The sequence below is a fragment of the Parachlamydia acanthamoebae genome (assembly GCF_000875975.1).
In the GTDB taxonomy this organism is placed as follows: Bacteria; Chlamydiota; Chlamydiia; order Chlamydiales; family Parachlamydiaceae; genus Parachlamydia; species Parachlamydia acanthamoebae.
This window is the reverse complement of record NZ_BAWW01000003.1, coordinates 248,814-273,143: the sequence shown is the minus strand read 5'-3', so window position 1 is coordinate 273,143 and position 24,330 is coordinate 248,814. Positions and strand designations below refer to the sequence as shown.

Sequence of the window (24,330 nt, the reverse complement as noted above, 5' to 3'; positions counted from 1 at the left end):
CTAAGATTATATCCCTTTAATATAAAACTAGTTAGGAGGTTAAATTTTTGGCTTAAGAAGGCAATTGTTTTGCTAATTTTTTCTGTAGATTAATAACGAAATAATCAGTTAATCTTGTAATTAGGGAGTGGGGATTAGTTGATGTCTCTATTTGTAGGGAAGAATTGATTAGTCGTTTATCTTAATGTAAAAAGATAATAACAACCTGCTCGATAAGATATGAACACTTAAAAGATTGTGTGCATATACTGACAGACCAGCAAACTGATTGTCAGGATATACCGAAAAACTTTTATTAACCTATTCACACTTGAATGAGGATCGAATTATGAAAGAATTTGTGGCATACATTGTCAAAAACCTTGTGGATCACCCAGATAAGGTTAAAATTAATGAAATTGGAGGAACTCAAACTCTAATTATCGAACTTTCGGTTGAAAAATCCGATATCGGAAAAATTATCGGGAAAAAAGGAAAAACAATCAATGCGATTCGTACCTTATTAATGTCTGTCGCAAGTCGTAATGGGATTCGCGTTAACTTGGAAATCCTAGAAGAAAACGGCAAGCCGGCAGAATAAAATTGTCTTTTGGCAACAAAGCCGGGTGACTTGTTACGTGAGTAAACGAGGCAGGTAAGGTGAAATCATAGCCTTGCGGGAATTTATAGATCCCGCTCTAAACCTTAAAATTGCGAAAGTTTGTTCTTGATTTTCATGTGTGTGGACAAGAGGAACCTGGCTAAAGTGATTTGAGAAAATAAGCTGAAGTTGCGCTGCTTGTGACCCTTGAATTTCTAGGTTTAATTGATTGTCTACAATTACAGGAGTAGATTGAAATGCCGTTAAAAAGCGAATGAGATGATCATACGCTTCCTGGCGATCGGGGACCCAAAACCATATTTCATCTTGATGAGAAGGTGGGTCTACTTTTCCACAGAAAACTTCATCAGCACTTGGAATAGTGCTGATCATGTGTAAATGCAAATCGATTTGTGGAAATTGTTGGTTTACTTGTGTCGCAGTATCGATCCAGTATTTTTGTAAAATGCTTGCAACATTTGCAAATGATGGATAATTAGATCGAAAAATCTTTGTTTGTCCAACGCGACAACATCCATTCTGTTCTTTAGTATCCGCAAATAGATTTGTCATTTGGCCTTTCATGCAAAGATGGAGGCTTGCCTCTATTTCTTCTTCTTTTAGAGCGTAAATTTTCTTGTAAACTGAATGAGTATCAGTATTTTGCAGAATTCTTTTAGCTGCTTTTTGAGCAAAAGATTTATCGCGTGGAATATCTTCTAAATAGATGATTTCCACCTCTTTTTTTTCTACCAACGATTTCATTTTGTTAAGAAGAGAAGCTACACATTCCACATCTCTCGCGGATACCTTTGTTAAAAGGTCGGTATCATCAAAGATCGCGTGTAAAAAGCAAAAATATTCAATAAATTCCCGTTGTGGATGAATATAATAAGATCCTTTTGTTTGGGAAGCAATGCGTCTATCTAGCAAGCGTTTGAGTAAACGATTGTTAAGAGGAGAAGGAGCGTCTATATAAAGTGTGTGTATTTCCTCTTGGATTTCCGTTCCAGTGCGATTCCCAAGGCTATATTTATTGTTAATGTGGAAAGTTTGCTCGGCAACTAAGACATTACAAGATTGCGTATCACCGATCAACACCATGGGAGTTGAAGAGGTTTTTAGCGAGGATTTGTGATGGTCGACGACACTGATCACGTTCAAATAGGAAGCCATATGAACTTCTTCGAGATTGCAGAAATCTCTAAAAGTTACCGTTCCTAAAAATGTTTTTCGGATATCTTTTGCCCAGACCACACCCACAGGAAAAACGTTTCCAGTTTGATCAGGGATGACGACTGAAAGATAATCGTAATCCTGTATTTTAGCCCGAATATTTTCAACATCTGTTTGTAGAGAAATGGTGTGAGGTATTTTGTTAAAAACAAGATGCTTAATTTGCATCACAATATCTAGTCGGTTGCAATAATTATAAACGCGCTGAATTCCGTTTGGCATCTCTTGAAATAAAGTTTGCAGATACTTAAAAATCTTGGTGCGGTTTTCATCAATATGTCCTGAAGATCCAAATAAATCAGATTGTTCAAGAGCCAAAAAGCGATGATAAAAATCGTAAAAGTCCGTTAAATTTAAATCTTTTAAAGCATTTAATAATTCTTCAAAAGTTCCCTTTATCCCTTTTTTTACGCCAATTATATGAATCAGGAATTGATTAAGTTCAAGATTTTGTTTTTCATTTAATTCTTTGGCGGGTTCTGCTTCTTCAATGAGGTGTGTAAAAATTTTATTAACAAGCACGGGAATATCTTTTTGTTGAATATTTTCTTCAGCAAAAAGGGAAACAAGCAAGTAATAAAGTTTGTTTTCAAACCAGCGTAGGCAGGAAGTGAAAAAAATGAGAACCTGCTGGATTTCTTCAACGTCGTCAGCTCTCCAATCTCCCAAATAATTATTTTGATCAACCAACAAAACAGCGTTCCCTGAGCTACTGTGGCTAAATGAAGAAACTAAGGCATCTGGGGATTTTTGAATCATATTTTTGCGGGTTACCATATCCATTCCCGCTAAAGTCAGCCGATCAGAAGTGCGGCAGGTCACTGAAAATACTTCCTTGCCAAGAAGTCGTTGAAAAAGTTGGGTGACAGGAGAATCTGGAGGCCCTCCCGGTAGGCTCCAAATATGGAGAGCATCTCCCACACGAGCAGCGAAAGCATCGATCCAACCCCAAAAAGAAGCGATCATAGTATCTATATCTGGCGAATGGTGAGCAGAGACAAAATGGGTTCCTTCGTAAGTTTTGCCCATTCCAATTGGAAAGAAAACCTGGTATTCATCTCTTGGCAAATATTTTCCGACAATTTTTGCACGTATCTCTAAATTTTCTTCATAGGATATTTCTGAAAGCTGATTAAGCCAAAATTCAAATTGCATCAGCCTGTAAGGGTGTCTAAGGAAATTTAATTGATTGATCTGAGCGATAAAGTCAATGACTTCACTAAGCAAAAAAGATTCGTGAGGAGCTGCTTTGATTAATTCATATAGATTTTGAGAAATGCTTAAAAGCTGCTCATGATAGGGCTTTGACTGAAATTGAGCATTCCGAAATGTCTTCATGACTTCGGAAATAGTAGAAAATTGTCCGGAAGAGGGAATATGCTCTCCTAGAAGGGTGGGGCTGGAATCCATAATTTTTCTCTTTTACAACAAAATCTGCATTAAATCAGGAATGCCGGAATTACACAAGGGGCTAAAATGCAGAAAACGTTATGATTAAAATGTAAGTCGTAGGGTTTAATATTATGTTATTCATTTTTTGTAGTTTATGTATATTAGCGATTTTCTGTTTTTACTTCAAAAGAAGCTATTACCAGGGTCCAAAAAGTGATCATTTTACAGGGAAAATCTTCTATAATCCCTGGCAAGTTAGGCCGAATTCGTTTTTTTCTTTCTTGAAGTGGAAGTGGGATTCACGACCGAAAGAGTGGCCAGCCTACGTACATGTTTCTTCTTTTGAAACACCTCGCGTCCAAGTGACGACTGCAGATGTATTTATTACTTTTATTGGGCATTCAACGGTATTGATTCAAACAGAAGGAATGAACATTTTAACTGATCCCGTTTGGTCTGAAAAAATTGGGCCTTATGAGTGGCTAGGAATTAAAAGAGTTTGCGATCCGGGCATCCCATTTGCTTCTTTACCCAAAATTGATCTCGTTTTGGTTAGTCACAATCATTACGATCATTTAGATTTGAAAACATTAAAAAAACTTTGGGACAGAGATTGTCCCATGATTCTAACTCCTTTAGGAAATGATGCAGTTATCCATCAAAAGCATCCTGAAATTCAGGTAAAGACCTTGGATTGGGGGGAGTGTCGATCTTTTAATGATCAGATATCACTCTATCTCGAGCCCGTACAACACTGGTCCGCAAGAGGCATTTTTGATCGTGACAAAGCACTGTGGGGAGCTTTTGTTATTCAAACTCCTAACGGAAATATCTATTTTCCCGGTGATTCTGGCTATTGTAAGGAAATTTTTCGGAAAACCAAAGAAAAATTTGGGCCGTTTCGTCTCGCATTTTTGCCTATAGGGGCTTATGAACCAAGATGGTTCATGTGTTATGGCCACATGGATCCAGAGGAAAGTGTACAAGCTTTTAAGGATTTAGGAGAGCCCTTAACCATCGGAATTCACTACGGGACTTTTCAGCTTTCAGATGAGGGATATTTGGATCCGGTCGCTGCCCTGCAGCATGCCAAAGAAAAATTTCATGTCCCGGAAACACAATTTCGCTTGTTGGCAATGGGTGAAATTTCAAAGGTTTGCTAAGGAATTTTTTGTTATGCTGATTGAGGATGATGAAAAGGACGGACTGAGTAGGATTCGAACCTACGACCACCCGCTTAGAAGGCGGGTGCTCTATCCGCTGAGCTATCAGTCCATAGAGAAGGTGTTATATTACCTAATCACTCTTCTTCTTTTCAACCAAAATTCACTCTATGCTAAGCTAAAATTTTTGCATGATAGAATTTAGAGAGAGGGTCAGAATGAAAAAAACTGTTGGGATCTATTTGTTAGAGCAATTATACCAAAAAGGTGTTCAACACATTTTTGGAATCCCAGGAGACTATATTCTCCGTTTTGACAAAGTCATCGAAAAATATCCCACCATTCAATTTATTAATGCCACGCGTGAAAATACGGCAGGTTATATGGCAGATGCCTACGCACGAATCAAAGGTTTAGGTGTGGCATGTATTACTTATGGAGTGGGCATTAATATTGTGAATGCTCTTTCTCAGGCTTATGTAGAAAACTCTCCACTGGTGGTGATCTCCGGAGCGGCTGGGTTGGCAGAATTGGAAAAAGAAATTCGCTTACATCACTTATTTAATAAAAGTCTCCATAAACATTTGGAGACAACACAACTAGATATTTTTAGAAATATTACCATTGCTCAAACTGTTTTGAACGAGCCTTGTCTTTTTGCAAGCGAAATAGACCGCGTCTTGACCGCCTGTTTAGTCCATAAAAAGCCTGTATACATCGAGATACCACGAGATCAGGTGGATGCTGAAATGGAAGGTGGGCGCTTGGCTTTTATGTTAGATTCGGCCAGTGATCCCTTTGCATTGCAAGAAGCCATTGAAGATGTGACGCAGATTTTACAAAAAAGTGAACGCCCGGTGATCTGGGTAGGGCACGAAGTTTTGCGTTATGGATTAGCTGATGCCGTTTTGGAATTTGCCCAAAAATTTTCCATCCCGATAGTCTCTACTTTGTTAGGAAAAGCTGCGATAGACGAATGGGATTCCCATTTCCTCGGTGTCTATTTAGGAGGGATGAGCCATTCAGAAGTTCAAAACTACGTCAATTCTGCAGATTGTCTTTTACGCTTAGGCGTTCTTTTAAATGATTTGGACACGGGCATTTTCACAGCTAAATTCCATCAAAAAAATCAGATTATTGTAATTAACCATGAAGTACAGGTAAATCATCACTATTATTCTGAAGTACTTCTCAAAGACTTTGTTGGCCTTTTGAAAAAGATCGAGCTGCAAAAAACATTCGATCAAAACTATCCTTCTAATGCCAAGCGGGCTCCTAAGGCATTTGTGGCAAATCATCAAAGATTGACAGTCGATCGCCTTTTTGATTGCCTTCAAACCCATTTAACCTCTGAGCATTTGGTCATTTCCGATATCGGAGATAGCTTATTTGGAAGTGCGGAGCTTATTTTGCATCAAAATGCTTATATGGCCTGCGCTCATTTTGCCTCTTTAAGTTTTGCTGTTCCTGCGGCAATAGGAGCTCAATTAGCTAATCCAAGGCAAAGACCGATTGTTTTAGTTGGAGATGGTGCTTTTCAAATGTCAGCCATGGAGTTATCTACTGCCGTTCGATATGGATTGGATCCGATTGTGATTGTATTAAATAATCATGGTTATGGGACCGAAAGGCCCATTATTGAGGGCTCTTATAATGATGTCCACGACTGGAATTATGTGGCGATTCCACAGGTTTTAGAAGGAGGAAAAGGAGTACGTGTTACAACTGAAGAGGAATTAAACCAAGCACTCCAAACCGCTGTATTTGCAAGAGGAACATTTTATCTGATCGAAGTGGATTTGGATAAAAACGACCATTCACAAGTCTTAAAACGGTTCGGAGAGCTAATGAACCAACATGCTTAAAGTCGCTTAAAAATCGTCATCTGACTCAATTTCTTCAAATTCAGAAGTGGTACTGTAAGATCCTTCTCGAAAACCATCCTTAAAGCCAGCTTGGTAAATTTTTAGTGGATTGATCTTGTGAAAAGATATTTGAAGTTTATCTTTTTTAACCTTTTCCACATATTTTTGGATTGTCATTTCCGCCGTGTAAGAGATACTTTTTTTAGGTTCTGGAACGACAAAAGCTGGAAGTTTCTCCTTAATCTTTCTATCTATTTTGCTGATTGGGGAGAGCGGGGTATAAAGGATAGCTAATTCGAGGCTTCGAAATTTTATCTCATCGATATGATTTGTTAAACAGCGATACCGGACTTTTACCGTCAAACTTTTTCGGGGAGCCTTTTGAGTGAAAGCATGAGAGAACTTTAAAAAGTGAGAAAGTGAAGTGTATTGTTTCTGAATATCATTTTCGTTATAGGGATTTTCTTCGGCATTACGCTTACTCGGGTTTTGAAAAGAGGGAAAAGACCACAGCTGAAAGAAAGGCCAGCTTGTACAAGCGATCGATGCATTTTCCTTCTCTTCCTTCCGTGACTTACTTTTTTCCTGTTCAATGAAAAATTCAGTGATATTTTCGTCTTCGGAACTTGAACTTGCATGTTCAGCCCCTTCTCGCAAACCATCCCGATAACCTGCTCGATAGATCTTCAGAGGATTGATTTTTGGACATAAGATTTGAAATTCTTCTTTCCCCATCATTTTAACATGTTCCTGGATGGTTAATCGGGAGTGTTTAGATTCTGGGATCACAAAGGGGGGGAGGACTTTTCTAACTTTGCGATAGATCTTCCTGAGTGTGGAAAAAGGCGTGTAATGAATGGCTATCTCAAGATTTCGAAACTTTATTTCATCGATATCATTTGTTAAAACGCGATAACGAACTTTGATTGTTAGCTTTCTTCTAAATGGATTTTTGAATGGAGTGAGAGAGCTTTTTATGGCACGAGCAAGCAGGGCGTATTGTTTTTGAATCTCTATTTCTTTATCGGGATTTTCTTTAATGTATGCGATACAAGCATTCTTAAAGTCTTCTTTTGCATATTTTGCTACTTTGTCGAAAGGATTATGAAAATATTGAAATAAAGACCATTTCATGGAAACTTTGTGTGGATTTTCCCATTTCCAAGATCCATTTTTTTTCCGTTTAACATAAAACTGATTGGGTGGGAGCCTTAAAAATTCTGTGACATTTGACAATGGGGTTGCCATGTTGCCTCCTTTGTATTTGATGGGTTAAGACACTAGCATGGAGGCAATGTTAGTGGATTATGGCATATTACACCAAAGACAAATAAAATATTTATGCAATAAAAAATTTTATCCACCAAAAATCTTAAAAGTTTAAGAATTTACGGACATTGTATCTTGAAGGATATTTGGATAGATATGACCTGCATCAATTTCTTTTTGAATGATTTCTTTGGAAATTTCTCCAGTCTCTATGGCTTCTTTCAGTTGCTTTAAGAATATCTTTGCAAAAGGGTGACCGGGAGTTTTCCAGGGTTGTCTGGGGACATTTGTATAGTGAATATTTTTTGTTGTGTTGTCGAAGGTATCTAAATGGTTCCAATACTCTGGCAAGAGGCCAAAATCTTTGTGTGTTAAACTTCCGGGTTCTCCCCATAGCGCCTCTTTGTAAGACGCGATTCCAGCATTAATTAAAGTTTCCCATTTAGAAAGATTCCAATGTTTCAGTTGCTCACAATCTAAAAGCATTGCGCTTGTATACCATGCATTGGGCGGACAAGGACGTGCCAGGGCGCCTTTTCCTTGCATGGGCAGGTTGTATAATTCTGAAATATCCCCAACCATCACCATATCGGCATCGAGATAAATCGCTCTGCCCTGATATCCGCATGCTTCGGGAATGGCAAAGCGGTAAAATGAGAAGCCCGTGTACATTTTGCGATTAAGTTTTAGGGGGATGTCAATTAATAGATGAAATTCAACCGGAGCGGTCGTGTGGTGAAGAATACTGCGTTTTAATACTTCTGTAGGTAAAAATTGGGCATCTTCTGTCCCTATAAAAACTCGAATAGGATCCACTTTTGCACTCCTTCTCTTTTTTTTGGAGTCTAGCAGAAATGCATATGGAAAGCGAATTTTTTAAAAAAAGAAAGGAGAGAGAAGGGCTCTCTCCTTGTGAAGAACTTCACTAGAAAACGAAAATTCCGCCTAGAAGTCTACTTAAGTCATTGTAAGTTAGAAATAAGAAGAATCCAATCAATAAAATTGCAAAAGGCACAACCAGTTTTTCAATTGTTTTGGGGCTTAAGCGGCGACCAGATACCATTTCAAAAAAAGAAAGAGCAATGGTTCCTCCATCTAAGATTGGAATAGGTAAAAGGTTCAGGATACCGAGATTTAAGCTAATCGCTCCCAACCAGAATAACGCTTCTTTAATGCCAATCATCCAGTTATAGTGCACAACTTGAACAATGCCAATTGGTCCACTGATCCATTTAGGGTTGAGCGATCCCGTAAATAAGGCAGTTAATGTTCTCCAAATCTCATCAAAGACGTTATAAAACAGCTCAGTTGGAGTCGGGTTATAAATAACTTTGCGGTCTTGAACACCAGGCAATCCAATTAAGAGTTGTTTTTCCTGTTTTTCGAATAATCCTAAAGCGTGCGCACGCTTTTCTGGATCTTCGATCATCTCTAACTCTTTTTTCTTCGCTAAGATCTCACTAGCAACTTTAGCTTGTTTTTCAGGCGTAGTTGCAAATTCCAAGCGTGTTTTAGGAGTAATGGGGTTGAGGAGTACCAAAGATCCGCTTTGCTTAAGTGGGTTCTGTGTCCCAATATGGCTGACAATTACTTGCAGATCTTTCCAAGGAATTTGTTGGTCAAATTCTTTATCGGCATTTGCCCAGCTTGTTGTTTCAGTCGGATGTGGAAGTCGTTGGACGATCAAATTCACCTGATCCGTTTGTAATAACTTCAAGAGTTGATAAGCATGTGTAATAGGAGTTCCATTTACAGCAATAATTTTATCGCCTTTTTGCAAAGGGAGATCCCTTTCTGAGAAGGAATGGGCAGGAAATGCTTCTTGTTGAGCATCTCTGTCAATGAAGCGTACAGAGTTTTCAACGATTCCATTATAAGTTAAATTATAAGGAATTGTATATAAGTCTTCCATTTTAGAGGATTGCAAGCCAGCTGCGAATTTCCAATCATTCAGCTCTTCTCGGAAATCGGCATCGGGACGTAACTCATGTACGAGCACACGAGGTACGCGCAGCTGGATCACTTTCCCGGCTCTTTCAACAGAAAGAAGGGGACGTTGACTATTCAAAATATAGTAAAGTTCTTGCAAGGAGAAAACGAGTTCACCATTTGCCCAAAGAATACGATCTCCGTATTGGATGCCACTATTTTGGATGGGGGAGCCTTCAGGTAAAGGATTTTCGTTTCCATCAGGAAGTTTATCGTAAACGATATAGTTGGCTGAATTTAAAATTCCTGCAGTAACGATATCTTTTTGCAGCGATTGTGGATGGGGATAAACTTTAACGATGCTTTCAAAAGGGGTTTTTTCTCCTGTCGCATAGTTAACTTTATTTCCAGAAACAATAATTTGTGAAGACCCTGTCATAGGTGCTTGTAAGTGATCTTTGGCACCTTCAAAAGGGTAGTGATTATAAGCTGTGATTTCGTCACCTGGACGTATCCCTTGTTCATAAAGAGTGGAGTGAGGATCTAGCCAGCCGATTTTACCTGTGAAATCTCCAAAATTTTTATCTCTACCGCCCGAGAACCAAATCGTAGAAAATATCAGAAAAGCTAGAGCCAAATTCGCGAACGGTCCCATGAAGGCAACTTTGATTCGATCCCATGGACTTTTACCAAAAAAGCCATCTGGAATGTCATGAGGATCTTGTCCATCTTCGCTTTCTGTCCCTGCAATTTTGACATAACCGCCTAGCAATAACCAGCCAATCTGCCATCTGACACCCTCTTTTTCCCATGAGAAAATCGGTTTGCCAAATCCAATGGAAAAAACTTCCACGCGCATACCTACACGACGTGCCATAAAATAATGGCCAAGTTCATGGATGAAAATTAAAAAGCTTAAACCAAGGAGTGCTAACAATGTATACATCAAGCTAAAAATCATGGGAGTATTTACCTTATGGTTATTCTGGTTTAAGGCCTAAATGGCCTCAAGATAAAGCAGAATTGATTTTAGGTTTTGTAATATTTTAACAAAATCATTATGCCATAACGGCAGGTAAACTGCTAATCTAAAAGTCTAAAAAAAGATCATTTGCCAAGCAAGACATTTAAGCATAACTCGCATGCTGTCTAGCTTCAGCGTCAATATGTAAAACATCATCCAGAGAGCGAAGTGTTTGTGTCGTGTGACCAAGCATTAAATGTTCAAGTTTTTGAGAAATCTCCATCCACCCAATTTGTCGCTTTAAAAAACGATGGACTAAGACTTCATTCGCTGCATTCATGTAGCAAGCTAAACTTCCCCCGTGACGTAGAGCTTCGAATGCCAATTTAAGGCAACGAAAGGAGTCATAGTTGGGAGCAGTAAATTCTAAAAGGCGCAGTTTTTTTAAATCAATAGGATGCAAAGGACTGTCGATTCTGTTCGGATAAGTCAAGGCATATTGAATCGGTACGATCATGCTTGGTTCTCCCATTTGTGCCATGATTGCTCCATCCTTGAATTCAACCATACTGTGAACAATTTGCTGTGGGTGAACTAAAACTTCGATTTTTTCTGGTTGAACACCGAAAAGCCAATAGGCTTCGATGACTTCCAATCCTTTATTCATTAAAGTCGAAGAGTCGATTGTAATTTTTGCGCCCATCGAAAAGTTGGGGTGTTTTAATGCTTCTTCAACCTTGATTTGCTTTAAACGATCTAAATCCCAATCCCGAAAAGGTCCGCCTGAAGCCGTTAAAATTAATCGATTAATCGTTGACGGATTTTCCCCATTTAGACATTGAAAAAGAGCGCTATGTTCGCTGTCAACAGGCAGTAGTTGACATCCTTTTTCTTTAGCTAATGCCATTACCAGAGCGCCACCAGAAACGAGAGCTTCTTTATTTGCCAATGCGACATCTTTGCCCGCTTGAATTGCAGAAATCGTCGGGGTGAGCCCTAATGTGCCAGAAATTGCAGAAACGACTTGCTGTGTTTCGTGGTGGGAAGCCACTGCATTTAACCCTTCTAAGCCTCCTAAAACAGAAATATGGGGAAGCCTTTTTTGCAATTCACTTGCTTTAGCTTTGTCATAAACAGCAATTAACTCAGGGGAAAATTCATTGGCTTGTTGCTCGAGAAGATCGATATTGGAGTGAGCGGCGAGAGCCGTTATTCGAAACGCATCTTTTAAATGTCTCACCACTTGCAACGTTGTGGTTCCGATTGAGCCTGTTGATCCAAGAATTGCTATCTTTTTCATAGTAAGGGCTTTGGTTAAAACAAAATAGAATATAGCAGAACAGGGTAATTGTCAAATGAAGGATTGACTCTTTCGTCTAGAAAAAAAGGAGATAATGAGCATCAAATTTCCCCTCATTTTTTTTAAATAGGGCATATAAAATATCAGCTTCACAGAGCTCATCTAAAGCCGTGTTTAGATTGCCTTCTTCTTCGATCGGGATTCCAGCCAAAAAAGGAAACCAGGAAAGTGTACGTTCATCTAACAAGGAAATTTTTTGATAGATTGAAGAAGCATGCTTTTTGCGAAGCGCATGATTAAAATTTTCAATAATAATTCTCTTGAGCGAGCCTTTCAAAAATTGATGCTCATCAATTTCTTGAGCAAAATCAATCTTGTTCTTTTGATGAAGTTTACTTACTTTCAAACGAATTTTAGAGAGCAATTGGTTTTCTAATTTCAATAGATTGATTTGATCTCTAGGAAGATAAAAATCATATGTTTTTGCGATTTGACAAATACTTGCCATAAAATCTAAGTGTGCCAGCTTAAGTAGATCCAAAAGCGCAAAGATATAGCTTTGAGGGTCATTAGGAGGAGCTTGCCTAAAATCTAGAAAAACAAATCCCTCCTCAGTAAGCCCAAGATGGTGCCAGTCAACATGTAAATAGGGAAAATGACATAAAAATTCAGCCATTTGATTAAAAATCGTGTGCCATTTCTGTTTTAAGGTGGGAGAATGAGAAAAATTGGCGTAAATATTCTCGATTTTTTGTTGGGAAGAAATTGGATCAAATGTCAGCTCCATAGGCTTTTCCGCAATCATCAAAAAAGAATCTTCTAGAGGGTCTAGCAGAGCAAGGCTAACTACTTGTATGTGTGGAATGATACAATGAGTTAACTTATATTCCTTAATGATGTAAGCAAAGGCATTGTAAGAATTCAGAATGGTGGGAAGCCAGTTGCGATGAGGAAGAGCAAAAAGAAAATAAGGAAATTCGACATGTTCAAAAGAGGAGATCTCTTCTTGTTTTAAATGTCTAAATGTCTTGTCGGGAAGATTCAAAGCAATAGTTACGCGATTCTCCAGAATAATTTTTTGTAATCTGGTCAACTGTTCTCCTTGAAAAACAGAGTACTGAGGAGAGGAACCTAAATGCATCGTTGTGAAGGGATGGGGTGATTTCTCCGGGTGAAAAATTAAAGGGGAAAGGGGTTCTGGGGAAAAGCCATATTGAATTAGCATAACACAAGCCCTCTTAGATGAATTATTCTATCATCATCATATACCACTGGAAAAACAGATTAAAGTAAAATTGAGTCCCATCTTGTGAAGGTATTTTGCATCTAAAATTAAAATCTAATTTTAGTGTATTGAAAAGAACTAAAAGCGGGAAGCCGTCATATTAAATGTCCTTCTCGAAGAGGATTAGCTAAATAATAAAAAAAATATGGATTGATTGAATACCACCTTACAGTGGTATTCAACTAGATTATTAGTCAACGACCGTAACTGAAATACGGTGATTAGGACTATTAGAAGAATTAGAATTGTTAACAAAGGAATTAGGGTTGCTAGGGATAGATCCATAAGACTTTGAAAAAATAGAACCCTTAGATTTGGGTGTATTAACGGATCCAGTGCTATTTCTGAGTTCAAAAGAAGCTTCTGCAACTTTTTGAACTTTAGTATCTTCTTCTTTTGGTTTGCTTGTATTAGCTTTTGATTTTGCAAAGGATGCAAAGCAGTCATGAAAGGGGTAGTCCGTATCTGGAAAGTCAAATCCTTGGCTTATTGTTGATGACGGATCGTAAGGATTGCACATAACTAAACTCCTGTTAAATATCTCATAAAAAATGATCAGGCTATCTTTTCACGTAGTCGTGAAGGTTAAAACTTCCAAGAAGGCTAAATGATCATTTAAAATAAGGCAAGCAAAAGAAATCTTTTTTTATGCAGGTGTATGATTTTTGTTTTCCCCGTCTTTATTGTCATTAGAGGCTATTTTTGTTATTCTATGACTTTCAAGGATATGTGAAAAAGTGTTTGTAAATAAAAAATTGAGAGCGAGAATGAAATATTCAGAAAAAAAGACAAAATTGACAATGATGCGTAAATACGGAACATTTTTTATGGTCGCAAGTGTGGCCTTTATGTTGGGATTTTTGACAGGAATTCAATTTGAGGATCCTCAATCTTCTATCGCTAATGTCTCATTAGAAGCTTCAATGAATAATCCTAAATCTTTTGCTACCGTTTTTTCTCCGCGAGGAGCCATCACAATTGAGCGTCCAGGCTATACTTTAGAGTACGATGGAAGAACACGCAATGCGCAGTGGGTATACGAATGTTTGACATCTGACTGTTTAAAAGGAAAGGTTAGTCGCGATCATTTTCCGTTTCAGGAAGATCCACGTATTCCAAAAATTTTTCAAAATACATTAGAAGACTTCAAAGGATCGGGATTTGATCGGGGACATCTCGCTCCCGCAGCAGATCATCGCGTCAGTGTTGAGGCCATGCGGGATACTTTTTATTTGTCGAATATGAGTCCTCAAGTTGCACAATTTAATCGCGGATATTGGGTAAAGATGGAAAAATATGTGAGGGATTTAACAAAAAGTTGCAAATCTGTACACGTCCTTACAGGGCCCTTATTTTTGCCGCAAGTGGAAGAAAATGGGAAAAAATACGTCAAATATCAAGTGATTGGACCCAATAATGTTGCAGTGCCGACTCATTTTTTCAAAGTGATTGCCAAGGAAACAAGTGCGGGAAGAATGCAGACAGAGGCCTATGTACTGCCTAACCAACAAATTGCCAAAGAAATACCCCTTCATCAATTCAAAACAACCATACAGGAAGTCGAGAAAGTTTCCGGGGTATTGTTTCAGTAAGCTTAACCCAGCTCTTGTATGAGGTCGTAGAGAGTCTGAGTTCCCTTTAATTTTAAAAAGGCATTCAACTCTTCTCGACGCCTTTCAGAGAGCGATTGAACCCAATGTTGTAATTCTTTTAAATCATCAGATGGGTATTCTTTGATTCCTAAGTAACATTTGAAGGCCATCAATGTAGATGGCAATTTGCCTGTAAATTTGGAAGTCCCATCGATTTGACTAAATCCATTTGTATTCACACTAAAAATGTGCAATTCCTCATCTACATGACCTTCTCGTAGGGCAGGGAAAATTGTTTGATGATAATCCTGTTTACTAATCATTGTGTAGACTGGTTTTCCACTGTCATTTTTTGCAACAGCTAAATAAAGTAAAGGATCGCCCTTATGAACATCCATTTTTTTCATTATCTCTTGTGCTTCACGCGAAATTTGTAAATGATCAAATGGAGCATTGAGTATTTCGGGATCTTGTTCAATTGAAAAGCGTGAGGATTGAAACAAAGCATCCACATTTAAAGGGATGTAATTTCTTTTTTGACCAGGAGGGATTTTACGGCGATTTGCAGGCTCCTCTTCTTCCACTTCTTTTGCTTTCATTTTTTCTTGCTGAAGCTCTTTGACTTGTTCTTTGACTCCTTTGGAACCCATATTAGATTTTGAAGTTTGCTCAGGTAAAAAACGTTCGTGATCTGTCAGCTTTCGAAGGAGATTTGCTTTTTGAGTTTCCGCATCTATTTTTAATTGTTTCAAATCTTCAATTAAATCTGTTTTTCCTTCGAGTTCAACACCCTCCGGCAATTTATCAATTAAAGTATTGATGGCACTTGCTAAATCATCAAATGCGTTCAGGATTTTGGCAGTTCCCGTTATTTTTTCAAGTGGCTCATACATAGCTTGGAAATAGATCTGCTTGTTTTTGATATACAAATTACGAACTTCATTAAAAATATTCACTTCACCCACCACATATTGGGCAAATTGAGGTAAGTTGTTCTCATCCCAAAATTCTAGCTTATCGAATTGAGGGTTTGTCTGGCGCAAGTAACGAGAGACAACAGCCTTCAGCTGTCCTGTGATTTTTTCTAGCTGAGCACTTTCATTGATCCCTTCTTTAGAATCCGCGGTTCTGCTGACAATGTAACGAGCCACATCTCCATAAGTCACAGTTTTTCCATTTTGTGGTTTTAATTGATCCGCCCATGTTTTAGGAATATGTAGAATGATCTTGTGGTCATCCCCAATCCGACGTGCTCTGTAGAGTGTTTGCATTAACTCTTGTAGAGGTGTTGTTGCGCCTATGAAGAAGTGTACATCTCCTTTGCCAATCGGCTGGTCGACACCGCGAGTATCATTGGGTCCGTACAAGCAAACGTAATCTTCCGACAGTGTTTGACCTTTATAAGCGACAGGTTCTCGAGCATCTTTCGGCCAAATGAAAGGTGTGCCTAACTGAGGATGACGAAAATAGTAAGAATGGGAAGCTCCTTCTCGGGCTTGTCGAATCGTTTCAATCCATGCAAGCATATCGAGACCTTCACTTGAAGCTCCGCTGTTATTGACAAAACCTTTGGTTGTTTTGCTGTTTAAAACATATTGAAGAAGATGTTCTAGTGGTTTCTGATCGTCGTAAATGGAGACCGGAGTATCAATTCCTTGTTCAAGATTAAGGGTCATCCGTAACAAGGTTTCTGCTTCTACTTCACGTGTTGAAACTTTTTCTGTGTCCTTTTTTTCGTTAAACTGAATCTCATCTGAAATATAAGGAAGGGTATACGGATCCAGCGTTCCAGTAACTCCTCCAAAACTTTTTCCGTGGAACATATCTTGAACATTCGTGCTGATCTGTTGATCAAAACGGGTGATATATCCGCCATCGAAAATGATCTCATCTAATAAGTTAAAGCGATGAGACCACGCTTCGGGGGACTTTAAATATTGAAGCAATGATAAACGTTCCACATCTGTTTTACCCGTTTGAGAAGATACGTAATCTTCAATTAGCTTCTTGTACAGAGTGGGATATTTATTTTGGTAGGTTTTGAGTGCTTCTGTCAAAAAGACTTCTGATTTATCTGTTAAGCTTTTTACAGGCAAGTATTCTAAATATCCTAAGTATTGGGAGACAACTAGATCAAATTCATCCCCAAATCGCATACCTGGAGTTTCATTTTTCATGACTTTAGGAACATTTAAAAAGCCGTTGTAATCGGAAAGTCCAAAATCATTACCCGACTTCATCGCTAACATTTGTTTAAATGTTTGAGAGAGCATTTGCTTAGCAGCAGCTAAATATTTTAAGCTATCGTCATCCTCATTCCACTCATTTAAAGCTTCAGGCCTTATGCTTGAGCTACCTGTTATGTAGTTAGTCCATTCTTCCAAAGGAATGCTTTGGACGATAGTGGCTTGCTCTGGCGATAGATATTCCAAAAATTTCGGATCTTGCTGGAGTAAAATGGCGGCTTCTTTCATGAAATTATCCATTTCATGTTTCACAAGAACAGATTGCGAGTCTTGGAATAAAGCCTGTTTTAAAGGATGAAGCTTTGAATCAGAAGCTGAATTCAAAATCAACTCACAAATCGAACGGGCGACTTTTCTGACAATGATATTGGGGGGAGATACAGCTCCTGTTGCTAAATTGACTTCATGTGAAATGTCATGTGTAGTATCGACTTCGTCACCAAAGAATTGTGTTTTGATCTTTAACTCGTGAGCCTCTCCATGGATAAGACGACTCATTTTCTTGATATAGTGCAATTTTTTCTGTACGACTAAAATCTGCACTCGGTTTTGCCAGGGGTTTTCGCTTAGCTCTCTTTTTTGTTCTTCAAGCTGAATCATTAAATTGTGAAGTGTGCAAATTTCTTCGACAGAAGTGACGACATAGCCGTTTTCTTTGACGACTTTCAAGAGTTGTAAGTACTTTTCGGCTAATAAGCTATGAGAAAGATTTTCGGATAAAGGCACCGAAAACTCTAAGTTAGCTTGATCAAATAAGGCACGGCTAGCTTTGTCTGCCGATTGTCTATTTCCTTTTAAAAGTGTTTCTGGGACTGTACTCACAACAAAATAGCCGAGCTCAGCAAGTATTTGTACAACAGAGGGGGAAATGACCGATGTTTTTCCGATACCCATGATGAGAGATGCCCATTGATTGGGATTTTCAGCAAAGGCTTTGATCGCGAGTAATTGGGCAGGGCGGTAAATAAACCCGTCCCGCGCTTCTGCAACTAGACATACACGTGGGATCAAGCCATCTTGAATGCCAGCTTCTTCGTAACGTTTTTCATTAAAAGCTGCGTGTAACATTTGCAGGGCTTTTCCGGCTTCGGAAGAGCTTGGTTTTTTTACCGAAAGCAATCCTTGAGCCTTCTTCACCTGTAAGTAAGCTGTATATTTAAATAAGTATTCTGTTATTTTGGCATCAAAAGCAGCTAAACCTTCTTCTTGGCATGGTTTTTTATATAGACGCAGAATTTCGTTGAACAAGTCGTAGTCCGTGTAAATTTCGGGCTGTTCAACCATTCTTTGAATTGAGCTCGGAAGAGCCGTATCGGGTGATGTATGCTTGATCTCATTAAGAAGTTGCGTGCGCAATGTGACATCTTCGGAATACATAGCAGCGGCTTGTTTAGTTAGCCATTTTTTTAAGTTTTGAATCTCATTTTTGCTAAATTCTGTTTTACGGTTGATCTCTCCCTGCAATTTTTCTTTAGCTATTTGCAAGCCTATTCTGAGCTGTTTATTTTCTTCTGAGAGAGTCTTTTTGATTCCTTCCTCATCTTGAAAATACGTTTCTAAGCGCGCAACTTTTTGATTTAAAGCATCTAAGCGTTTTTGTAATGTTGCATCTTGAGGGGCGTGAAGACTTGGCAATTCGTTGCGGATCTTATCGAATCCGAGAGAGAGATCGGAAGCTTGAAAAGGTGCGATATGAAGTATTTGAGAGGGCTCTCGAGCTTTGATTTCTTCTTCAAGTTTTTGAATTTGCAGCATGTTTTGGGCTTCGCTACGAAAATCTAAAACTGAAAACTGGTGGGCTTCGGATTCCCTCAATAAACTCACAATTTTATGTGCTTTATGCTTATCGTAATTTCCGGATTCAATCATGCGACGTATCTGATTTAACTCTAAGGGACTAAAATTGTTTGTTTCTCCACTATTAACCTTGTCATCAAGAACAGCCAAAATAGCGGCTAATGAGGTCATCATCTCTCCTTCATTAACCTTACTGTGTGTTCCTTGAGTATCTAGAGGGATCCTCGCATCACCAACAAGCAATTTTAAATGATCTGTAAAACTTTTTTTTAATTCTTGAATGCGTTGAAGTTTATCTGTTTGGACATCAAATATGGCGGAAATAATGCCTAGGTTTCTTGCAAAAAAAGGAAGCTTTTTTCGGCTAGTTTTTAGCATGCTGCGCATTTCATCCGTGTCCATACCAAATGGGGTTTCTTTTAAACATAGTAGTTTGAGATATTCATGGGCAAATTTTGCCATTATAAGGTTCTCTTCACTTTCTTTAGAATCGTGTACTTCCCAATTTTTCGGGGCATTTAAGAATAGCTGTATCTTTTGAACAACATCCGGCTGATTCGCTTTTTTTGCCTCTAGAATAGCGAACATGAAATGGATGAAATGGCGGATCATAAATTCTGCATTGGCAGATTTTTTTGTGATCAATTCATCCACAGAAAACTTTTTATCTAAATTAGTCATCAAAAGGAACGTTAGAATATCAGAAGATGAAGAAGCTTTTTGGGAGGTGAAATAAGCAAATTCAGAAAATTTTACATCCAAAGTTTCTTCTTTGGATTCCAGCGATGCCTCATATTTCTCTATATATTCAATCATCGACATGTGTACGTAGTGTTTGATTTCATATAGTTCTTCAGCAGTCAAAGCCCCTTCTTTTAAATCGTGGGCTCTTTTTTGATAAATCTTATAAAGTTTCCCAATATGTTGGAGATTGGCTAAAAATTCTCCAGAATTTGCAGGTGTATAGAGGGTTTGACTCAGCTGATGCGTTTTCACATGCTTAATGGCGAGCTGAGCTTTTAATTGAAACGCAGTTCCTCGTAATGATTGAATCGCTTCCAGATCAAACAATCCCTCTAGATTTTCTAAAACGCGGACTTCTGATGCGGAAGTACTTGCAGCTTTTTTGGCTAAATTTAAATAGTGCTCTGCCATCCGATAATTTTTAATATGGGCGAAGTAATAAGCCAGGTAGAGAAATGCTGAGGGATTTCCCTCTTGTTTACCTTGTGAGTCAAAAGTGATCGTTAAAGGGGGCGCATGCGGAGGCAAAATGCTCTTCTCATAATCGAATTCTATTTTTGCGACTCCTTTATGGCGTACAATCGGATAGGGATGAATGATAAATGTATGTGTTTTACCATTGGAAACGGGCAAAATAAATTTGTCCTGCATCCCTTCAAAGCAATCTAAAAAGGCTTTTGCTCCACTTCTTTCACGCAATAGCAGTTGTTCATCGGAAAGGTCTGTCAACCAGTGATTGCCTTCCCCAAGTTTTTCGTTGTGGTACACCCATTTACCTCTTCCTTTGCGTTGTAGAGAGGTGTCGCTATCTAAAAATCGTATTTCGGAAGCTCTTTGATTTGGGGATTTTGCTAAAAATAAGGTTGTTTCCGGATTGGCAAATGAAACGGCTTCTCGCATGATTTGACGCTTATCTAAGACAATGAAAAGCTTGGAAATAGGATCTTTGGCTTGTAAGATTTTTCCGTTTTTGTCTAGTTGGATCTCATAGCCACTTTCTTTAATTCCATCTTGAGGTGCATGTGCGTATACATATCCCTTTTGAGGGGTTTTCGTGTTAATCCATAGACCATTCTTGATAACCATGTGCTCAATGGCGGACAACTTGTTAAAATCTTCAGGTTGCTTTTGTGGCAGATATTGAAACCATTCCTTTTTCCCATGGGGGTATTGTGGGCGAACGGGGAGTTCTCGATAGATATGAATTTCTCCCGATGCCTGATTGTGATAAATGCTGAAGTTTTCATTTTGAAAGGAGAAGTCATAATAGTTTTCAAAAGGAGTGCCCCCTTTACGAAGCGTTGTTTTAATCGGATCTGTTCCGAATAAATCGCTTGTAAAACGTGCGAGGGCATGAGGGAGAGGAATCTGCTGTCCTTCAAACATGATCCCTTTTGCTTTAGGCCTAATATGTAAATTTTGAAGATCAATCTCAAAATCTGCATTGGAAAATACATTTTTTTTCATCTCCCAACCTGTACTAGAATAAGCAGGATCATTTTTGGCTAACCGGATCCACTGGTCGAAAAAAGGACTGACAAAAGTTTTGTCTTGCTCACATGTATCTTGCAAATAGGGGATAAGTTTTTCTTGAATCCATTTTTTTGCTTCCACATTGAATTGGGGAATTCCGACAGTGTTACCTGTAGTTTCAAAAATGGTGGCTGCATGCACGATATGAGCTAAGTCATCTGCAGAATATCTATCAAGAGGTTTTTTATAAGCCGAGTAAATCAATGCAAGGGAAGTCGTTGCTAAACTTTTTTCAGCGTTTTTTAAATTTTCAAATAGCCACTCCTCACCCGTTTTTTCGATGTCTCCAATTTGAATGGATGAATCAAAACGAGGGAGAGATTCAATAAGAGAATCCATATTGTCATCTTCCAGCTGTTTTGCATGCTCTGCGATGGTATCTCCAAGAAGAATTAAAAAAGGCGCGACATTATCTGCCTGGATTTTTTCTTCGATAAGCTTGTGAAGGTCTTCAGCTAAGATTTCAAAAAATAGAGGGTTTTTTTGAATCCCTTGCATGAGGAATCCAGGGCGAACAAGATTTAAAAGAATCGTTCGTTGAAATTCTGAATGAGAAAGAAGGTAGCTTTGGGTTCGGATTAAGTTCAAAAGTTCGTAGACGCTTTGGTAGGAAATACCTTCTTTTGAAGCTACTTGAGCTGTATCGATAGTAAATTGCGCTGTTTGAGAAACTTGTCCAATCGGATCTCTCTGCAAATTTGCGGCTAAAAGTGTTGGTTCTGTATGCCCTTTTTGTTGAGTTAACGTATTGTCTTTGTCTGCATGATGACCTAAGGCTTTGGAGCGAGAAATTTTTTGTTCATCTTTTCGAGCTAAGTAGGTTTCCTCCCCTAAAAAGGCTCCTGCTTGTGGACGTGTATTTGATTGGTCGTTGTAAAAGTGATATTTCTTTTCATACTGCTTAAGTCCGTAAGCTCTTCCGCCCCAGATATTTGGTGCAAAACAGAGGGCGTCTCCTCTAAACGAGTGATCAATGATTTTAACACAAGGTGTTTCTGTAACAAAATCTCCGTACTCAACATCAAGCCGTCCCATCGCAGCAAGGCGTTTTTGGATGTCTTGATACTTAATTGCTTTGATCATTTCGCTTTTTTCACGGGGCGTTTTTGCTCCTTTATTGACAGCTTCCTTGACCAGCCAGTCCAAATAATTAACTCCCATCGCTGAGTTAACTTGTCCCTTGCCATAGAAAGGGTATAAGGTATATTCAGGCTTTAAAAGGCTTGAAGTCATGCATTGCACGCGGGCCATTGCGATCATATTGCGACTCTCTCTATCTTCTTGTTTTTTAAAAGAGAGGCTGCGTGAGGGACGGTCATACAAATCATAGCGGCAAGGCCACTTCAACATTCCTTGCAGATATTTTTGAATCTCGGAAATCTCTTTTTGATGGCTTGGGAGCCATCCAAAGCGGTAATGAGGATGGAGTTCAATGATGCTTAATAAATCATGTTGATCTAGACGAAGGCCTCCAATTGCAGAGATAATAACTTGAGATTTCAACATTTGGAGCAATTGATCTTGTGTGGGAGCTTCTTCTTGAAGTCTTAAAGCAGATTCCCAGATGTGTTTGTTGATATCCGCAATCTGTCGTGTGAAGGTATCTGTGTTGTTTTTAGGAACAGCCCTCCAAAAATTATCTGCTGAATTATTGGGAACAGGGAGTGTTTGCAAGATTTGGATGCTCAATTGTTTGGCTTCATAATACTTTTTCTTGTCGATCAATTTATCCGCTTTTTTTTGCAAAGAAGTTAGCTGTTCTAATGCTTCGGTAACCGCATTGTTCGACACGGATTCTCGTAGGTGGGTGAGCTCTTGTGCGTATGCAGCTAGAAGGTCTTCGCTTTTTTTTGATTGAATTTCGAATTTTGGAGACATCACATTTGAAAGACCATCAACGGCAAAAGAAAATTCACCAGAGGATTTGGCCAAGCGGTTATCGATAAAGGAATCGCGACTAAGGAGCTGTTTTTTTTGTTGTTTTGCAGCAAGAATTTCCAATTGTTCTATTTTCTTGAAAAAGAGATCAAAGGCAGAGCTCTTTTTGAGCATCTCGTAATCTTCTTTGCTCACCCGTTTCATCAAATGATTTTCAAGTTTTTTAATTTTAAATTTTAACAGTTGAAATTCTTTTTCTTGCTGGTTAGAGGTCAGATAAGGGTTTGCTTTTACATATTTTTCATAATGTTCTTCTACCAATTTAATCAACAATTCGACTTTTTCTGGAGCAGGGGCTTCTGGAAAAAACTGTTCGATATCTGTTCCAATAATCGAGATTAAATTTCGAGAGGTGATATCGTTTGATCCTGAGATTTTAACAGGGATTCCCCCGTCAGTTGCAATAGCTTCATACAGCCAACGTGTGGGGTCGAAATTTTTCTTTAATTGAGCTTTTGGAGCCTTTTCTTCATTGCCAGGTTCATCTACGTTAAATTGTCTTAAAACTTTAAGTCGTATTTTTTCTCGACGAGTCAATTTGGTTGGGGCTGCGACTTTCTCATTTGTGCTGAGAGCGGATAATTTGAAAATGATATTTGTCAATTGTCCTTCTGTCAATTCGTCAAACTTATAGGTGCTTGGTAAATCGTTTTTAGGAGGGTACCCTAAAAAGTTTAATTCAAGTCGAATCTCTTTATTTTCGTTTCGATAAAGGCTAGCGAGCAAAGGATGAAATTTTCCATTTTCATAAAATCCACCAGGTAAAGAGAGGAGCGACTGGTTTTCTTGTGAATCTTTTTTAAGAGCATTAAAAGCCTGTGAGGCAAGAAATTTGGATGCCTCAATGAGAGTATTATTTGAAGAGTCTAAAAGGGCCAGACGAAGAACCTGACTTGCTTCCTGCATGCTTTTCAGGTGAAGTGCAAGAGCTTCGGAACTATTTGCCTTGGAATGTAAAAAGTTCAGGTGTTCTTCATAATCTTTTAAATACTGATTAGCAGAATCGTAACTGAAAGATTGATCAAGATCCCTTAAATTTTGAAGAACCGCGTCTCGATTTTTATGCATAAAGCGATGAATGGCGATCAAAGGCGCTAGCATCAATTTCCAAACAAATTTTACTAGAGGGATACGAGCTGGTTTTAGCTCAAGCATGTGTTGAAGTTTTGTACTAAATGCAGGTCCGCGGAGTCTCTTCATACCTCCAATTGCAATTTCTGTGACGGAAATAGGAGAAATAGCGGAAGCTGCTCCCTCTTCAGAAAGTAATTTAACGCGTAGATTTTGCCATTCTAGAGTCAAGATTTTCTTATCTTCGGCCGCTCCATTAAATAAATTTTGAATGATTTCCGAATTATTTTTTATAGATGTGATTTCAAGAAGGGAGAGTTTTTTATCTGAATTGACAAAAATTTTTCTTTGTTCATCCAGATCATTATTAAATGAAACGACATATAAATGGGTCATAAAAAACATCCTTTTCAACAGTATAATATC

At 38.5% G+C, this 24,330-nt stretch carries 12 protein-coding genes and 1 tRNA gene; 4 read left to right on the top strand and 9 right to left on the bottom strand.

Features of this window, described 5'->3' with window-relative positions; genetic code table 11:
* Nucleotides 1-328: 328 nt before the first annotated feature.
* Nucleotides 329-580, top strand: coding sequence for a KH domain-containing protein (locus AOM43_RS02300; protein ID WP_006342334.1), 252 nt, complete (start codon nt 329-331; stop codon nt 578-580).
* Nucleotides 581-613: 33 nt separating this feature from the next.
* Here the strand turns inward: AOM43_RS02300 and AOM43_RS02295 are convergent, their stop codons facing one another.
* A complete protein-coding gene (locus AOM43_RS02295) occupies nt 614-3,226 on the bottom strand; it encodes a hypothetical protein (protein ID WP_006342333.1) in 2,613 nt (870 codons plus the stop codon).
* A gap of 113 nt (nt 3,227-3,339) precedes the next feature.
* On the opposite strand from AOM43_RS02295, the gene AOM43_RS02290 reads away from it, so the two are divergent.
* Nucleotides 3,340-4,371, top strand: coding sequence for an MBL fold metallo-hydrolase (locus tag AOM43_RS02290; protein WP_013924534.1), 1,032 nt, complete (start codon nt 3,340-3,342; stop codon nt 4,369-4,371).
* A 39-nt stretch (nt 4,372-4,410) separates the two neighbouring features.
* Here AOM43_RS02290 and AOM43_RS02285 read toward each other — a convergent pair.
* A tRNA-Arg gene (locus tag AOM43_RS02285) sits at nt 4,411-4,483 on the bottom strand.
* A gap of 106 nt (nt 4,484-4,589) precedes the next feature.
* On the opposite strand from AOM43_RS02285, the gene AOM43_RS02280 reads away from it, so the two are divergent.
* Nucleotides 4,590-6,236 (top strand): alpha-keto acid decarboxylase family protein, encoded by a 1,647-nt coding sequence (locus AOM43_RS02280; RefSeq protein ID WP_006342331.1) that lies wholly within the window; start codon nt 4,590-4,592, stop codon nt 6,234-6,236.
* A 6-nt stretch (nt 6,237-6,242) separates the two neighbouring features.
* On the opposite strand, the gene AOM43_RS02275 is transcribed toward AOM43_RS02280, so the two are convergent.
* The 6 genes from AOM43_RS02275 to AOM43_RS02250 all read right to left on the bottom strand — a co-directional run bounded on the left by AOM43_RS02275 (nt 6,243) and on the right by AOM43_RS02250 (nt 13,503).
* Nucleotides 6,243-7,484: a hypothetical protein gene (locus tag AOM43_RS02275; protein ID WP_059358856.1), complete on the bottom strand. Its 1,242-nt coding sequence runs from the start codon at nt 7,482-7,484 to the stop codon at nt 6,243-6,245.
* Between the two features lie 132 nt (nt 7,485-7,616).
* Nucleotides 7,617-8,321, bottom strand: coding sequence for a glycosyltransferase (locus AOM43_RS02270; protein WP_006342329.1), 705 nt, complete (start codon nt 8,319-8,321; stop codon nt 7,617-7,619).
* 109 nt (nt 8,322-8,430) lie between these two features.
* Nucleotides 8,431-10,395, bottom strand: coding sequence for a site-2 protease family protein (locus tag AOM43_RS02265; RefSeq protein WP_006342328.1), 1,965 nt, complete (start codon nt 10,393-10,395; stop codon nt 8,431-8,433).
* Between the two features lie 166 nt (nt 10,396-10,561).
* Nucleotides 10,562-11,698 carry a 1-deoxy-D-xylulose-5-phosphate reductoisomerase gene (locus tag AOM43_RS02260; RefSeq protein ID WP_006342327.1) on the bottom strand — a complete coding sequence of 379 codons (1,137 nt, stop codon included), beginning with the start codon at nt 11,696-11,698 and terminating at the stop codon, nt 10,562-10,564.
* Between the two features lie 76 nt (nt 11,699-11,774).
* Complete coding sequence (locus AOM43_RS02255; protein WP_006342326.1) at nt 11,775-12,923, bottom strand: hypothetical protein; 1,149 nt, start codon at nt 12,921-12,923, stop codon at nt 11,775-11,777.
* Nucleotides 12,924-13,173: 250 nt separating this feature from the next.
* Complete coding sequence (locus AOM43_RS02250; protein ID WP_059358854.1) at nt 13,174-13,503, bottom strand: hypothetical protein; 330 nt, start codon at nt 13,501-13,503, stop codon at nt 13,174-13,176.
* Between the two features lie 247 nt (nt 13,504-13,750).
* On the opposite strand from AOM43_RS02250, the gene AOM43_RS02245 reads away from it, so the two are divergent.
* Nucleotides 13,751-14,575, top strand: coding sequence for a DNA/RNA non-specific endonuclease (locus AOM43_RS02245; protein WP_006342324.1), 825 nt, complete (start codon nt 13,751-13,753; stop codon nt 14,573-14,575).
* Nucleotides 14,576-14,577: 2 nt separating this feature from the next.
* On the opposite strand, the gene AOM43_RS02240 is transcribed toward AOM43_RS02245, so the two are convergent.
* A complete protein-coding gene (locus tag AOM43_RS02240) occupies nt 14,578-24,300 on the bottom strand; it encodes a hypothetical protein (RefSeq protein WP_059358851.1) in 9,723 nt (3,240 codons plus the stop codon).
* Nucleotides 24,301-24,330: the final 30 nt, after the last annotated feature.

What these genes read in the sequence shown, in the direction of transcription:
- AOM43_RS02290 (WP_013924534.1), top strand. Translation starts at nt 3,340, where the DNA reads ATGTTATTCATTTTTTGTAGTTTATGTATATTAGCGATTTTCTGTTTT.
- AOM43_RS02300 (WP_006342334.1), top strand. Translation starts at nt 329, where the DNA reads ATGAAAGAATTTGTGGCATACATTGTCAAAAACCTTGTGGATCACCCA.
- AOM43_RS02260 (WP_006342327.1), bottom strand. Translation starts at nt 11,698, where the DNA reads ATGAAAAAGATAGCAATTCTTGGATCAACAGGCTCAATCGGAACCACA.
- AOM43_RS02280 (WP_006342331.1), top strand. Translation starts at nt 4,590, where the DNA reads ATGAAAAAAACTGTTGGGATCTATTTGTTAGAGCAATTATACCAAAAA.
- AOM43_RS02250 (WP_059358854.1), bottom strand. Translation starts at nt 13,503, where the DNA reads ATGTGCAATCCTTACGATCCGTCATCAACAATAAGCCAAGGATTTGAC.
- AOM43_RS02295 (WP_006342333.1), bottom strand. Translation starts at nt 3,226, where the DNA reads ATGGATTCCAGCCCCACCCTTCTAGGAGAGCATATTCCCTCTTCCGGA.
- AOM43_RS02240 (WP_059358851.1), bottom strand. Translation starts at nt 24,300, where the DNA reads ATGACCCATTTATATGTCGTTTCATTTAATAATGATCTGGATGAACAA.
- AOM43_RS02275 (WP_059358856.1), bottom strand. Translation starts at nt 7,484, where the DNA reads ATGGCAACCCCATTGTCAAATGTCACAGAATTTTTAAGGCTCCCACCC.
- AOM43_RS02245 (WP_006342324.1), top strand. Translation starts at nt 13,751, where the DNA reads ATGAAATATTCAGAAAAAAAGACAAAATTGACAATGATGCGTAAATAC.
- AOM43_RS02265 (WP_006342328.1), bottom strand. Translation starts at nt 10,395, where the DNA reads ATGATTTTTAGCTTGATGTATACATTGTTAGCACTCCTTGGTTTAAGC.
- AOM43_RS02255 (WP_006342326.1), bottom strand. Translation starts at nt 12,923, where the DNA reads ATGCTAATTCAATATGGCTTTTCCCCAGAACCCCTTTCCCCTTTAATT.